This window comes from Paenibacillus glucanolyticus (assembly GCF_037333485.1).
Taxonomy (GTDB): domain Bacteria; phylum Bacillota; class Bacilli; order Paenibacillales; family Paenibacillaceae; genus Paenibacillus_AQ; species Paenibacillus_AQ glucanolyticus.
In genome coordinates, this window is record NZ_CP147845.1 from 2,476,558 (window position 1) to 2,490,907 (window position 14,350).

At 49.4% G+C, this 14,350-nt stretch carries 10 protein-coding genes and 1 pseudogene; 10 read left to right on the forward strand and 1 reads right to left on the reverse strand.

From position 1 onward, the window contains the following. Positions 1-30: 30 nt before the first annotated feature. From WDY75_RS11955 to WDY75_RS11985, 7 genes and pseudogenes are all read left to right on the forward strand, one after another. Positions 31-555 (forward strand): annotated as a pseudogene (locus WDY75_RS11955) (Asd/ArgC dimerization domain-containing protein); the annotation flags it as partial. A 70-nt stretch (positions 556-625) separates the two neighbouring features. Beyond that, positions 626-1,840: an aspartate kinase gene (gene dapG, locus WDY75_RS11960; protein ID WP_063480014.1), complete on the forward strand. Its 1,215-nt coding sequence runs from the start codon at positions 626-628 to the stop codon at positions 1,838-1,840. Positions 1,841-1,950: 110 nt separating this feature from the next. Then, positions 1,951-2,832, forward strand: a complete 882-nt coding sequence (gene dapA, locus WDY75_RS11965) for a 4-hydroxy-tetrahydrodipicolinate synthase (protein WP_063480013.1) — start codon at positions 1,951-1,953, stop codon at positions 2,830-2,832. A gap of 222 nt (positions 2,833-3,054) precedes the next feature. Next, positions 3,055-4,734, forward strand: coding sequence for a ribonuclease J (locus WDY75_RS11970; RefSeq protein ID WP_036642106.1), 1,680 nt, complete (start codon positions 3,055-3,057; stop codon positions 4,732-4,734). A gap of 275 nt (positions 4,735-5,009) precedes the next feature. Next, positions 5,010-5,786 carry a ClpP family protease gene (locus WDY75_RS11975; RefSeq protein WP_006211270.1) on the forward strand — a complete coding sequence of 259 codons (777 nt, stop codon included), beginning with the start codon at positions 5,010-5,012 and terminating at the stop codon, positions 5,784-5,786. Continuing rightward, entirely contained in the window at positions 5,783-6,025 is a 243-nt protein-coding gene (locus WDY75_RS11980; RefSeq protein ID WP_006211269.1) for a YlzJ-like family protein, read from the forward strand. Before WDY75_RS11975 ends, WDY75_RS11980 begins: the two co-directional genes overlap by 4 nt. Positions 6,026-6,086: 61 nt before the next feature. Then, positions 6,087-8,732 carry a DNA translocase FtsK gene (locus tag WDY75_RS11985; RefSeq protein ID WP_063480012.1) on the forward strand — a complete coding sequence of 882 codons (2,646 nt, stop codon included), beginning with the start codon at positions 6,087-6,089 and terminating at the stop codon, positions 8,730-8,732. 84 nt (positions 8,733-8,816) lie between these two features. On the opposite strand, the gene WDY75_RS11990 is transcribed toward WDY75_RS11985, so the two are convergent. Next, the gene (locus WDY75_RS11990; RefSeq protein ID WP_100086516.1) at positions 8,817-9,680 is read right to left on the reverse strand and encodes a helix-turn-helix transcriptional regulator; all 864 of its coding nucleotides are present in this window, start codon (positions 9,678-9,680) and stop codon (positions 8,817-8,819) included. Positions 9,681-9,874: 194 nt separating this feature from the next. Between WDY75_RS11990 and uxaC the strand changes: the two genes are divergently transcribed. The 3 genes from uxaC to WDY75_RS12005 are packed head-to-tail and all read left to right on the forward strand — an operon-like array spanning position 9,875 to position 14,332. Further along, on the forward strand, positions 9,875-11,299 hold the full coding sequence (uxaC, locus tag WDY75_RS11995; RefSeq protein ID WP_063480518.1) for a glucuronate isomerase: 1,425 nt from the start codon (positions 9,875-9,877) through the stop codon (positions 11,297-11,299). A 4-nt stretch (positions 11,300-11,303) separates the two neighbouring features. Next, on the forward strand, positions 11,304-12,821 hold the full coding sequence (locus WDY75_RS12000) for a tagaturonate reductase (RefSeq protein ID WP_063480011.1): 1,518 nt from the start codon (positions 11,304-11,306) through the stop codon (positions 12,819-12,821). After that, a complete protein-coding gene (locus WDY75_RS12005; RefSeq protein WP_036642110.1) occupies positions 12,818-14,332 on the forward strand; it encodes a UxaA family hydrolase in 1,515 nt (504 codons plus the stop codon). Before WDY75_RS12000 ends, WDY75_RS12005 begins: the two co-directional genes overlap by 4 nt. Positions 14,333-14,350: the final 18 nt, after the last annotated feature.

Below are 14,350 nucleotides of genomic sequence, written 5' to 3' on the forward strand. Positions count from 1 at the left end.
TCAGGCAGATCAGCAAGCATTCTGTGCTAGAGCCCAGAAGTTCTTGCTGGTCAAGAGATGAGGCTTGACATTTTACCTGTCGGATCGCCGCCCGTGAAACATCAAACTGCCTTTAATGCGATTCCGCAGATCGATAAATGTACAGAGAATGGTTATCCATTAGAAGAAATGAAGATGGTCCACGAGACCAGAAAAATTATGGGCGACGAATCCATCGAGGTGACGGCTATCTGTGTACGTATCCCGGTTGTGAGAGGCATTCTGAATCCGTGTATGTGGGAATTCAAGAATGACGATGATCTGGAAGATGTTCAACGGCTTCTGTCGAATGCACCCGGAGTTACGCTGGTTGAGGATCCAAGCTTTCAATCGGACCCGCTGGATACGGATGTCCAAGGGAAACCGGATGTATTCGTAGGTCGGCTTCGCCGCGGTCTGGCGCATAAGCGCAGGCTCAACATGTGGATCGTTTCAGATAACCTTCTAAAGGGTGCGGCATGGAATGCCGTGGAAAACGCAGAACTCATTGTGAACAAACGGAACGGCCAGGCTTAACAGCCGGCCGTTTCAGTCGGTAGGCCCGCAATTTACGTCTCCTGGGCATATATAAACGGAGGAATATTCAATGCGCATCTTAGTTCAAAAATTCGGCGGAACATCATTGTCTACACCGCAAGCAAGAACCCATGTTATCGGGCACATTCAGCGCGAACTGGCCAACCAATACCAATTAGTGGTGGTTGTATCGGCTATGGGACGCCGCGGAGAGCCTTATGCTACAGATACCCTTCTGGATTGGATCGGGCATAACGGCAACGCCCTGCCTAGCAGAGAGCGGGATTTGCTTCTCTGCTGCGGAGAGATTATCTCAGCAACGACACTGTGCAGTCTGCTTCAGCATGAAGGGATAACCGCAATGGTGCTGACAGGTGCTCAAGCCGGATTTCTTACAGACGATCACTTCGGAAATGCACGCATTAAGGACGTAAAACCTGAACGAGTATTAAAGGAATTGGAGTATCATCAAGTGGTTATTGTGACAGGCTTCCAGGGCCAGACGGATTCTGGAGACTTTACAACGCTGGGCAGGGGAGGCAGTGATACTTCGGCTACTGCACTGGGTGCGGCACTTCGTGCGGAGATGGTGGACATCTATACGGATGTTAACGGTATCCTTACAGCGGATCCCCGAATTGTTGAGGATGCGAAGCCGCTCAGTTATGTGAGTTATACAGAGATCTGTAATATGGCTCATCAGGGTGCTAAGGTCATACATCCCAGAGCGGTTGAGATTGCCATGCAATCCCAAATTCCGGTCAGAGTGCGGTCAACCTTCTCGGATAATGAGGGAACGCTGGTTACCCAGCCGGAAGGTTTCAGAGATATTCAGTCTGGCATTGTAGACCGCTTTGTGACGGGAGTTGCATATGTAAGTAATATCACGCAAATTTCAGTGGAATGTGACCGTACGGAAGGTCTTCAACTGAAGGTGTTCAAATCGATGGCTGAACATTCCATCAGTGTAGACTTTATTAATGTTACCCCTACGGGAGTGCTTTATACCGTATTTGACAGCGATTCGGAGAAAGCGATCGAAGTGCTGCAGGGTCTGAATTTGAAACCCAAAAGCTTGTCCGGCTGTGCGAAGGTATCCGTTATCGGCGGCGGTATAAATGGCGTTCCGGGCATTATGGCCAAAATCGTAGAATCCTTAAGTGAGCATGATATATCGATTCTGCAATCGGCCGATTCGAACACAACGATATGGGTACTCGTGAAGAAGGAAGATATGGCTCAAGCGCTGCGCGCACTGCATCATAAATTCGAACTACATGTATAAGCTGTATTTCAGAGCGCGCGCAGGCCAGAGGTAAGTTGGAATGAAACATCAAATATAGATTACTTACGAAGGAAGCTCTCCGCTCGAGAGAGCTTTAAGGAGGAGTCATTGTGGATTTCGGAAGATTGATTACTGCCATGGTTACCCCTTTTGATCGGAATGGTCAGATCAATTGGGACGAGACTGCGAGGCTTATTGAGCATCTGATTGTTGATCAGAAGTCGGACTCGTTAGTCATCGCAGGAACAACGGGTGAATCACCTACGCTAAGTGAAACCGAGAAGCTCGAGCTGTTTTCTTTTGCTGTGAAGCAGGCAGCTGGAAGAAGCAAGATTATCGCGGGTACCGGCAGCAATGATACGGCACATTCTGCAGAATTGACGAAAAAAGCAGAGGACTGCGGTGTCGACGGCATTTTACTTGTCGCTCCGTACTATAATAAGCCGAACCAGGAAGGACTCTACAGGCACTTCGAGACCATTGCCGCGGCGACATCACTGCCTGTCATGCTGTACAATGTGCCTGGACGCACGGGCATTAGCCTGAGTACGGCTACGACCTTGCGCCTGGCTCAACTTCCGAACATCGTAGCAACCAAGGAATGTGCTTCGATCGACCAGGTCACCAGCATTGTGGCAGGAGCTCCGGACGGGTTTATCGTATATTCCGGTGACGACTCTGCTGCGCTGCCTGCGCTGTCGGTTGGTGCCTACGGGATCGTAAGTGTGGCCAGCCATATTGCCGGATCCCAAATGAAGGATATGATTCATGCTTATGTGGAGGGCGATGTGAAGGAAGCCGCAAAGCTTCATCAATCACTGTTCCCGCTGTTTAAAGGTCTCTTTGAATGCCCTGAGCCGCTTCCGAATCCCTCGGCGGTCAAATTCGCCTTGACGGAGCGCGGATATCAGGTCGGCGATGTTCGTCTGCCGCTTGTTTCTCCAAGCGAGAATGAGGCTGCTTTTATCCGCCGTATTCTCTCTTCCCTGTAACATAATTGCTGATACAGAACAGCCACTGCCTTCATTGAAGGCAGTGGCTTCTTCGTTTTAAACCCCTCTGTTTCGGGGCATCCTAAGGCTCACGAAGGTGGTTGACTTGTGTTTTCACTTTTTCATCATGTATAATGAATTCAAGTGACTGGGTGCGGTATTTTTTTGAAATTTAATATAACAATGGTACGACGTCCAAAACTATAGGAGGGTTAGATACATTTGTCTAAGAAAATAAGCAGCGATAAACTATCGATTTTTGCCTTGGGCGGCGTCGGTGAGATCGGGAAAAACATGTATGTCATCCAGTATGCCAATGACATCGTTGTCGTGGATGCGGGATTGAAGTTCCCAGAAGAAGATATGCTTGGGATTGATATTGTTATTCCTGATATTAGCTATTTAACGGAAAATCGCGACAAAGTGAGAGGGATTTTGCTGACTCACGGTCACGAGGACCATATCGGCGGCCTCCCTTACGTATTGAAACACTTGAATGTTCCAGTATATGGAACGAAATTGACGCTCGGATTGGTTGAGAACAAGCTCAGAGAAGCGAATTTGCTTGGTGAGACGAAACGGATTCTGATCAACGCAGATTCTGAAGTTCAACTCGGAAACACGTTGAAAGCAACCTTCTTCAAGACGAATCACAGCATTCCGGATTCCGTGGGAATCTCCATTGAAACACCTGAAGGCAATGTCGTGCATACAGGGGACTTTAAGTTTGACCATACTCCGGTAAATGACCAATATGCAGATCTGCAGCGTATGGCTGAGATCGGAAGCAAGGGAGTTTTGGCTCTGCTGTCGGACAGTACGAACGCAGAAAGACCAGGCTTCACGCCTTCTGAGAAAAATGTGGGCATTGTTCTGGAAGATATCTTCCGTAAAGCGGAGCAGCGCGTGGTTGTTGCAACGTTTGCATCCAATGTGCATCGTATTCAGCAGGTGGTCAACGCAGCTGAATCCACAGGCCGTAAAATAACCGTAATCGGCAGAAGTATGGTGAATGTGGTATCCATTGCAGCAGAGCTTGGATATCTGCACATTCCCGAGGGTATGCTGATTGAACCTGAAGAGGTAAACAAAATGGCAGCGGACCGTGTAGTTGTTCTGTGTACAGGCAGTCAGGGTGAACCGATGTCAGCGCTGACACGTATGGCCCGGTCTACTCACCGTAAGGTGGACATCCTGCCGGGAGATACGGTCATCATCGCAGCAACTCCGGTACCAGGGAATGAAAAATATGTAGGACGTACGATTGACGAGTTGTTCCGTCTTGGAGCAGACGTTATCTATAGCGGATCCAATTCCGGTGTCCACGTTTCGGGACACGGCAGTCAGGAAGAGCTCAAGCTTATGCTGAATCTGATGAAACCGCAATATTTCATCCCTGTCCATGGCGAGTATCGGATGCAGCGCCGTCATGCTCTGCTTGCAGAGTCCGTCGGTGTCGATCCGGACAACATTTTTATTACCGATATCGGTGAAATTGTTGAAATTCAAGGTGGCTCGGCCCGCAAGGCCGGCAAAGTGACAGCAGGCAACGTTCTGATTGATGGACTTGGTGTCGGTGACGTGGGTAACATCGTACTGCGTGATCGCAAGCTGCTGTCTCAGGACGGTATCTTGGTCGTCGTTGTTACCTTGAGCAAGCAAAACGGTTCCATCGTATCCGGTCCTGATATTATTTCGCGTGGATTCGTATACGTTCGGGAGTCCGAAGGGCTTCTGGATGAAGCCAACCGTATCGTTTCCAGCACCCTTCAGAAGCTGATGAGTGAAAACGTGAATGAATGGGCGTCACTTAAGACCAGCGTAAAAGACGCTTTGGGACGCTTCTTGTATGAGCAAACACGTCGCAGACCGATGATCTTGCCGATCATTATGGAAGTCTGATACAAGACAATAAAATAAATCAGGCACACAGTCGCCCCTCTTTCGCAGGTAATAATTGGACGGTTCCCGCGAAAGAGGGGCTTTTTATATTCTTTTCCTTGAAACTGCTTTCGGACTTGCAATTCGATAGGAGTTTATTCGACTTGGCCTGTATGAGTAATGAGGATGTCCTTTTGTCACTGCAAGCATAAAAGAGTCCCGTCATTTGCCATACTAAACGTTAGCTGTGTGATTGCTGCTGCAGCTAGACATTAAGATAAAGGCAGGGATGCACGATGGACAAGGATCAATGGACCACGGGCAAGAGAAGAACAGGTTTAACCGGTGAGACAGAAGCTCCTCCGACCATTCCCACGGAGGATGGCAAGAAGGCGGCTGTTACGGAAGCCATACAGCAGCTGGGGCAGACAGGACTTCCGAATGGTGGGGAATCCAACGTATTTTGCATGACCATTATTGGTCAAATCGAGGGCCATCTCGTGCTTCCCCCACAGAACAAGACAACGAAATACGAGCATATGATTCCACAGCTTGTCGCCGCTGAGCAAAATCCCCGGATCGAAGGACTCTTGATCATCCTAAATACAGTAGGAGGAGATGTTGAAGCAGGTCTTGCCATTGCAGAGATGATTGCTTCGCTAAGCAAGCCGACGGTAACGGTGGTTATAGGGGGAGGACACAGTATCGGCGTACCGATTGCCGTAGCAGCGGACCATTCCATTATTGCGGAGAGTGCAACCATGACCATTCACCCGATTCGCATGAGTGGGCTGGTCATTGGTGTCCCGCAAACTTTTGAATACATGGAAAAGATGCAGGAACGCGTTGTGCGCTTCGTGACGAGCCATTCCGGCATCACGGAGGAGCGGTTTAAGAATCTCATGTTTGCAACAGGTGAGCTGAACCGGGATATCGGAACCGCAGTGTCGGGAGTTGATGCGGTCAAATACGGGTTAATGGACGAAGTAGGCGGGATCGGACAGGCATTGAGTCGTTTAAACAGCATGATCGCAGAGCGTAAACCGATCAGTCCCGGGGGGATTACGCAATGATATGGTACAGTGTAATGCCGTTCGACCCGATCGGAATGTTCCAAGAGGATCAGACTGCTGTCACATCCAGGGAGATCCGTGTTGAGGGAATACTGATGGAAGTTGAACCTCTGGCGGAGGATCAAGCGAAGATTGTCCGTTTACTGGAATGCGGACTTCAGGATTATCTGAACCCTCGCTACACTCCGGGGTCTATCATTCGCTATATTCCGACGGTAAAAAATGAGGCAAAAGGCTAAAAACAGAACATAGGTACGCCACCGAATATTATGCTATAATATGGATTCGGGGGTGACACTTTTGGCAAAACGGAAAAGGAAGAAGAAGGCAGCCTTTGCAGCAGTATTGAAATATGAAATATATGGAATTGTATTGATGACACTCTCGGTCATCGCTTTATCCGGAGAAGCACCGGTCGGGCGCTCCCTCTCCAAGATGTCGGGATATTTGCTGGGCAAGTACTACTTTATCATCCCCTTGATCGGCATTTATTACGGGTTAATGGTAATGATTCACCGGAAATGGCCCAAGCGGTGGAACAGCAGACGTACCGGTGTCCTTCTTCTGATATTGTCGCTCACTTTAATGAGCAGCATCGCAGGCTTGGAGTCCAAGTTGGCCCCAATCGGACAATTGAATGCATCGAATGCGATGAGCCAGATACATAGTGATTTGCAAGGCGAACTGCTTGATGGCGGGGTCGATGATGGACATCATCCCGTGATGGGCAGAGATATCAGCGGGGGCTACGTTGGAGCCCTGCAGTTTGCTTTTTTGTTGATGCTGTTTGGTAGCATAGGGGCAAGACTTATTATGATTGTCATGTTATTTATCAGCTTCATGCTGATAACGAATTTGTCCTATGTTGATCTGATGCGCATGTTCCGTGTGAGGGTAGTGAAAGCTGGAGAACGGATTCAGAAGAAAGTGAACAGCCAGCAGACGAAATCGAGAGCAGCAGCGAAATCAAATGCCAAGGAACAACGGATGCAGCTTCCGGAAGATCTGGATGATGATGATCTGGATGATATGGAGAGCATGAGGCTGCCGCGCCGCAAAGCGCCGCAGTTCTTCCAGCTGTTTAGTTCCAAAGGCAACAAGCGGAATGAAGTACCGGAAGAGGCAGTGGAAGCTGTTGATGACAGTGCGCCGGTATTTACAGTGGGGAATGGGCACGGTACTAACGAGAAAGGCGAGGTTGTCCTGTTTAACAGTTCGGATCAGCCTGAAGGAGTTATGGATGCTGCGACTCCTCCTGTCGATTCGGTTCCGTCATCTCCGATTATTCGTGATTTCTTCGAGCAGGTGAAACAAGAAGAACGATTGGATGACGAGTACGATGATCAGGAAGCCGTGATGCCTCCTCTGGCTCAGGATGAGCCGGGAGGGAAAGCGGCCGGTACCAACTCGATTGATGCCAATGAGCTGCCGGGCGGCGGTGATCTGGATGCAACAGCTGTTGCGGGCGATGGCGTCCAAGCTGGTAAGGCACCGTCAGCACCTCCTGCACCACCACCCAAGCCGTACAAGCTGCCGCCATTCCGCCTGCTATCCAAACCGAACAATGGCGGTAAGGGTGGCGACCAGAATGATTATATGCAAACGGCTCGCAAGCTGGAGGCAACCTTGGAAAGCTTCGGCGTACGGGCTAAGGTGTTGGAGGTTGTAAGAGGACCCTCTGTCACCCGTTACGAAATTCAGCCTGACATCGGGGTTAAGGTAAGCCGCATCGTAAATCTGACCGATGATATTGCATTGGCGCTTGCAGCCAAGGATATCCGGATGGAGGCACCGATTCCAGGCAAATCGGCCATCGGCATTGAGGTGCCGAACAATGAAGTCTCTCTCGTTACGATGAGGGAGGTTATGGAGACACCGACCTTCCAAGAAGCGGAATCGAAGCTGTCGATCGCGTTCGGTCGCGATATATCCGGTCAGACGATTGTTGGGAATCTGGCGCGAATGCCCCATCTTCTGGTAGCAGGTGCAACCGGCTCAGGGAAGTCGGTATGTATCAACGGCATTATTACCAGCATTCTGTATAAAGCGAAGCCGGATGAGGTTAAATTCCTGATGGTCGATCCGAAAATGGTTGAGCTTAACGTTTACAACGGGATTCCGCATTTGATGGCACCGGTCGTAACCGATCCGAAGCGGGCTTCGCTGGCGCTTAAGAAAATCGTTGTTGAGATGGAGAAGCGTTACGAGTTATTCTCAAAGTCCGGAACACGGAATATTGAGGGTTACAATAATCTGATGAAGGATAATTTGCCCGCGGTACTGCCCTACATCGTCGTGATTGTGGACGAGTTGGCCGATCTGATGATGGTTGCCGCAAACGACGTAGAAGACGCGATTACCCGTCTTGCCCAGATGGCACGTGCTGCCGGAATTCATCTGATTATCGCCACCCAGCGTCCATCGGTGGACGTGATTACCGGGGTCATTAAAGCGAATATTCCGTCCCGTATTGCCTTTGGAGTATCTTCTCAAGTCGATTCCCGGACCATTCTGGATATGGCGGGGGCTGAGAAGCTGCTTGGCCGCGGGGATATGCTGTTTATGCCGATGGGCTCTTCCAAGCCAATTCGGGTGCAGGGTGCTTTTATGACTGATCAGGAAGTAGAGAACATTGTGGATTTTGTCCGTGATCAAGCACAGGCAGAGTATGACGAATCGTTGGTTCCTGAAATTGATGAATCTTCGAATTCCGATGATGAAGAATTGGATGAGCTGTATGAGCAGGCGGTGACGATTGTGCTGGAAGCGAAACAGGCATCGGTATCGCTGCTTCAACGGAGAATGCGAGTGGGCTACACCCGTGCAGCCCGTCTCATTGACTCGATGGAAGCTCGAGGCGTGATCGGTCCTTATGAGGGCAGCAAGCCACGGGAAGTACTCATGTCGATGGAGCAGTACCAACAGCAGCAGAATCGTATCAGTTGAGCTGAATGAATTCATCACGCTAGAATAAAGGAAACGAGTCGAACCAAGAGGTGCTTGGTCTGGCTCGTTTCCTTTTTGAATTTTTCAAGAGATGCTGTTGAATTTACGGTATTTGCTTGCGGTCATTTTCATAATTTTCTTAAAGGTCCGATCAAAATGGGTTAAACTCTCAAATCCAATCGCTTCAGCGATATCCACGATCTTCAGATCCGTATCCGTCAGAAGTCGCTGCGCTTCGCGAATGCGGGTGAGATTCAGGTAGTTGATGATGGTAAAACCCGTGATTTCTTTGAATATCCGGGACAGATAGAACGGACTGATGAAGAAGGTCTCGGATAATTGCTGCAGCGTTATTTTTTCAGCATGATGGGCGTGGATATGTTTTACCACGTCGGTGATTTTCTGATGGAGCGGGTTCATGGAGGCGGGTGCAGGCAAGGAAGCTGATCGGATTAGCCGATGGGTCTTGATCAATAATTCCATGAGCAATACACGAAGCATGTACTCATAGGAATCCGAGCGTTCTGTAATTTCATCAGCCATTTTGTTCAAAATTTGCAGAACGGTGTCCTGCTCTGGAATGGTTAACCGCAGCAAAGGTGTATCCTGGCTGAACATACCAAGCAATCCGGATGCCAGCAACGGATGGCCTTTTCCCAGAAAAGAATCGCTAAAATTAATGACGATACGTTCATGCTCCGGGTCTCCTTGCCCGGAGGTTTTATGTACGTCAAATTTGTTGATGAGAATTAAATCGCCGGCTCGAATGGAGTACAGCTTTTCTTTTATAAAATAATGGCGTTCGCCTGATACCAAATAGTAAATTTCGTAGGTTCCATGGTAATGGTTATTTCGTTCAAAGGGTTTGGTGCGATGAATGCGGTGGTAGTAAAATTCCCCTTCTTCTTCTCCGTAGGCGACGGTACGGGTATCACTGGACATCATCATTTGCCCCCGCTTCGTTCATATCATATAGGATGAAACAATCCTCGAATGAATCAGCTTATATTGTATCAACTTCTCCTTCAGAAAACAAAGCAAGATATGTTGAATTATCTGTTAATAGCGCAATAAAAGTGAAGAAATCCAACTGATGATGCCGTAACATAGTAGATGAATATACAGAAATGGACGGTGAGATCATGAGAGCTTTTATGGATGAACACTTTTTGCTTCATAACGAGACGGCTCGTGCTTTATATCACGACTATGCAAAAGACATGCCAATCATTGACTATCACTGTCATTTGAGTCCACAAATGATATACGACAATCATCGGTTTGAGAACTTGACTGAAGCCTGGATTAACGGAGATCACTATAAATGGCGGGCTATGCGTGCCGGTGGGGTGGAAGAGGCTTACATTACGGGAGCCCAGGGTGTTAAAGACTATGACCGCTTCTTGGCTTGGTCGCGCACGGTTCCGATGACAATTGGCAATCCGTTATACCATTGGTCTCACCTGGAGCTTCAAAGATTGTTCGGCATCCATGACATGATTAATGAAACGAATGCACCACGCATCTGGGAGGCGGCGAATAAGCGTTTGCTGGAGCCTGATTTTACAACCCGGGGATTGATAACGGGTAGCCAGGTTAAGGTCGTTTGTACCACCGATGATCCGGTCGATACGCTGGAATATCATATCAAGCTGGCAGAGGAAGAGAATACGGGATTTCAAATGCTGCCATCCTTCCGGCCGGATAAGGGACTGGAGATCAATCGAGAGACGTTTGTGCCTTGGGTGAGATTATTGGCAGAGCGAAGCGGGATGGAGATTGAAGATTATTCGGCATTCTTGGCTGCGCTTGAGCAGCGTGCAGAATTCTTCCATTCGATTGGCGGACGGGTATCCGATCACGCGCTGGATTATGTGCCTTATCATGAGGTTACGGAATCCGATGCATCCGAAATATTCCTGAAAGCGCTTAAGGGAGACGGTGTCTCCCGTGCAGAAGAAGAACAATTCAAGACGTATACGCTGCTGCATCTGGGACGCATCTATTCCAGACTGGGCTGGGTCATGCAATTTCACATTAATGCCCATCGCAATAACAATACCCGGATGTTCCGTGAGTTGGGTCCGGATACCGGATATGATTCGATTCATGACAGTCTTATTGCTGTACCTCTCGTGAAGCTGCTGGATCGGCTTGACCAGGAGCGGTCGCTTCCCCGAACGATTCTGTATTCGCTTAATCCGCGAGATAACGACATTCTTGCCGCTCTGATCGGCAGCTTTCAAGGTGACGGTATCCCTGGAAAAATCCAGTTTGGTTCGGCATGGTGGTTCAACGATACCAAAGACGGCATGATGGATCAGATGAGCAAACTCGCCAATATTGGACTGTTAAGTCGATTTGTCGGCATGTTGACCGATTCCCGAAGCTTCCTGTCCTACACCCGTCATGAGTATTTCCGGCGGATTCTATGTAATCTTCTTGGCGATTGGGTTACGCGGGGCGAAGCACCGCAGGATATTCCTTGGCTCGGAGGTATTGTTCAGGATATTTGCTATAACAACGCAGAGAGTTATTTCCGATTTGAGCAGCCGGAAGGAGGCTAGAGCGATGGAAACAAAAACAGGAGAAAACCGTTCTTGGAAACGGATTGGACGGGATTCCTTCAAACATCAAGAAAGGGTACATCAAGATATGGCAATGATGAACTATCCTGTGAAAGTGCTTCAGATCGGGGAAGGCAACTTTTTGCGCGGTTTTTTCGACTGGATGATATATGAGTGCAATCGCCAGGGCTTGTTCCAGGGGAGTATTGCCGTGAGTCAGCCAAGACCGGGAGGGCGGCACAAGCTGGAGCAGCTTCGTGAACAGGAAGGCATCTACGGATTGCTGACCCGAGGTTTGCAGAATGGCCGGAAGATCGAGAAGGAACAATGGATTCCGGTATTCTCGGAACTGATTGACCCCTATACCGAATGGGCGGATTTTCTAAAAATAGCGGAGCTGGATTCCCTGGATATGGTAGTCTCCAACACAACGGAAGCAGGTCTCGACTACCAGCAGAGTGACTGGAATCCGTTCGAACCTGTCATGTCCTATCCCGGTAAGTTGACTATGCTGTTATATCGCCGCTATGCGCATTTTGAGGGCTCGCCGGACAAGGGATTGATGTTGCTGCCTTGTGAGCTTCTGGAGCGCAACGGGGACATATTGAAGTCCATTGTCCTCCGACATGCGCAGGACTGGGGGCTGCCGTCGGCTTTTCGCAGCTGGGTCGTGGAGCATAATGTGTTCCTGAACTCGCTTGTGGATCGTATCGTAACCGGATATCCGGCCGAGGCACAGACGTATTTTGACAAATGGGGCTGCGAGGATCGATTGCTGAACACGGCAGAGCCCTATTACTTCTGGGCCATCGAGGGGGATCCGGCATTGGAGTCCAGGCTGCCCTTGCAGAAGGCGGGACTTCAGGTAAGCTGGGTACCCGATCTGACCCCGTATCAGGTAAGAAAAGTACGGATTCTGAATGGTACGCATACCTTGATGGCTTCCATAGGTCTGCTGCAGGGCTTTCATGAAGTCAGGGAGATGGCAGAGAACAAGGAATGGGGAGAGCGAATCCACAGCGCCATGCTGCAGGAGATCGTCCCCCTGGTGCCTCTCCCGCTAGAGGAAGTCGGTGCGTATGCGGAAACGGTGTGGGAGCGATTCCGCAATCCTTATATTCAGCACAAGCTCCAGGATATTGCCATGAACAGTATTTCCAAGTTTAAGGTAAGACTTCTACCGAGTTTAATGGGATACGTTCGCACGTACAACCAACTGCCCGAAGTCATGACAGTGGGATTGGCTTCCTTAATCATGCTGTATGATGCTGAGAAAATAAACGGTCAGTGGTATGGAAAGCGACTTCACGGCGAGCAGGTTGTGTTAAGAGATGATCCTGCCAGCCTTGAGCTGTTCCACCAGGCATGGCGTAAGGTGGATGGCAAGGAATGGACGATACCTGACCTTGTAACCTCCATACTTGGTAACACGGCATTATGGGAAGCTGACTTGAACGAGGTGCCAAATCTTCATGAATCAGTGAGCAGATATATTGAGGAAATGGAGTTGAAAGTGACATGAGCGATATCGTTATACTTCACACCAAGGATGATGTCGGTATCGCGCTTCGTCCTCTGACGGCTGGGGAACATGCTATCGGCCTGCTGAACGGGAAGGAACACGCAATTGAGTTAACTGAGGATGTGCCCAAAGGCCATAAGGTTGCTCTTCGCATGATTGAGCCGGGCAGCCATGTATACAAATTCGGGTATTCGATCGGGGTTGCCAAGAAAGTTATTTTGCCGGGGACATGGATTCATACCCACAACTTAAAGACGGGTCTTGCCGGTGAAGTCCAGTATGAATATAAACCCAACGCTAAATCTTCGGCGGAAGTTTCTTCCGCCGTGCTTGATTCACCAACATTTCAAGGTTATATCAGAGCAAATGGCGAGGTTGGGATTCGTAACGAAATCTGGATTATCAATACCGTCGGTTGCATTAACAAAACCTGCGAGCTGTTGGCGCGTCTGGCAGATCAGCAGTTTCAAGGAAGAGGCATTGATGGGGTGTACCACTTCCCGCACCCTTACGGCTGCTCGCAGCTGGGAGACGACTTGAACCACACTCAGCGCCTGCTCTCATCGCTGGCACAGCATGGCAATGCGGCAGGCGTGCTTGTTATAGGACTCGGCTGCGAGAACAATCAGATCGATCAGATGCAGGCGATGATTGGGGATAAGAATAGGGATCGCATTAAATATATGCGGGCTCAGGATATGGAGGACGAATTGGAGGAAGGCCTTTCCCTCATATCGGAGCTTGTGGATTATGCCGAAGGCTTCAAGCGGACGGAAGTTCCGCTATCCAAGCTGAAAGTCGGACTGAAATGCGGGGGATCGGACGGTCTTTCGGGTATCACCGCCAATCCGCTCGCAGGACGCATCGCGGACACCATTACGGACCATGGCGGAACCGCGCTGCTTACGGAGGTGCCGGAAATGTTCGGGGCGGAAACAATCCTGATGGAACGGGCGGCCAACGAACAGGTATTTCACGAAATGACGAAACTTATTAACAATTTCAAGCAATATTTTGTATCGCATGGACAGGAAATCTATGAAAATCCTTCACCCGGGAATAAAGAAGGGGGCATCACGACCCTGGAAGAGAAATCTCTCGGTTGTACGCAAAAAGGCGGAACGGCTATAGTATCCGATGTGCTTCACTATGGCGTCAGGTCAAGCAAGCCGGGTTTGAACCTGATTGAAGCACCCGGCAATGACCTCGTTTCGGTTACGGCGCTTGCAGCGGCCGGTGCTCATCTCGTGCTATTTACGACGGGCAGGGGCACACCGTTTGGCGGTCCTGTCCCAACGGTAAAAATCGCCACCAATTCCGAGCTAGCTGCCCGTAAAAAGCATTGGATCGATTTTAACGCAGGAGCTTTGCTGGAAGGGAAAAGCATGGATGAGCTTCATGGCGAATTAATGAACGAGTTGATTCAATTGGCATCGGGCGCTGAACAGACGCGAAACGAACGCAACGGCTTTCGGGAGATTTCAATTTTTAAGGATGGCGTTATTTTGTAACCCTAGCGTTTGATTATG

Bases quoted from the DNA above. Each gene is read 5' to 3' on its own strand.
- WDY75_RS12000 (WP_063480011.1), top strand. From the start codon at position 11,304: ATGGAAACAAAAACAGGAGAAAACCGTTCTTGGAAACGGATTGGACGG.
- dapG (WP_063480014.1), top strand. From the start codon at position 626: ATGCGCATCTTAGTTCAAAAATTCGGCGGAACATCATTGTCTACACCG.
- WDY75_RS11975 (WP_006211270.1), top strand. From the start codon at position 5,010: ATGGACAAGGATCAATGGACCACGGGCAAGAGAAGAACAGGTTTAACC.
- WDY75_RS11980 (WP_006211269.1), top strand. From the start codon at position 5,783: ATGATATGGTACAGTGTAATGCCGTTCGACCCGATCGGAATGTTCCAA.
- WDY75_RS12005 (WP_036642110.1), top strand. From the start codon at position 12,818: ATGAGCGATATCGTTATACTTCACACCAAGGATGATGTCGGTATCGCG.
- WDY75_RS11990 (WP_100086516.1), bottom strand. From the start codon at position 9,680: ATGATGATGTCCAGTGATACCCGTACCGTCGCCTACGGAGAAGAAGAA.
- uxaC (WP_063480518.1), top strand. From the start codon at position 9,875: ATGAGAGCTTTTATGGATGAACACTTTTTGCTTCATAACGAGACGGCT.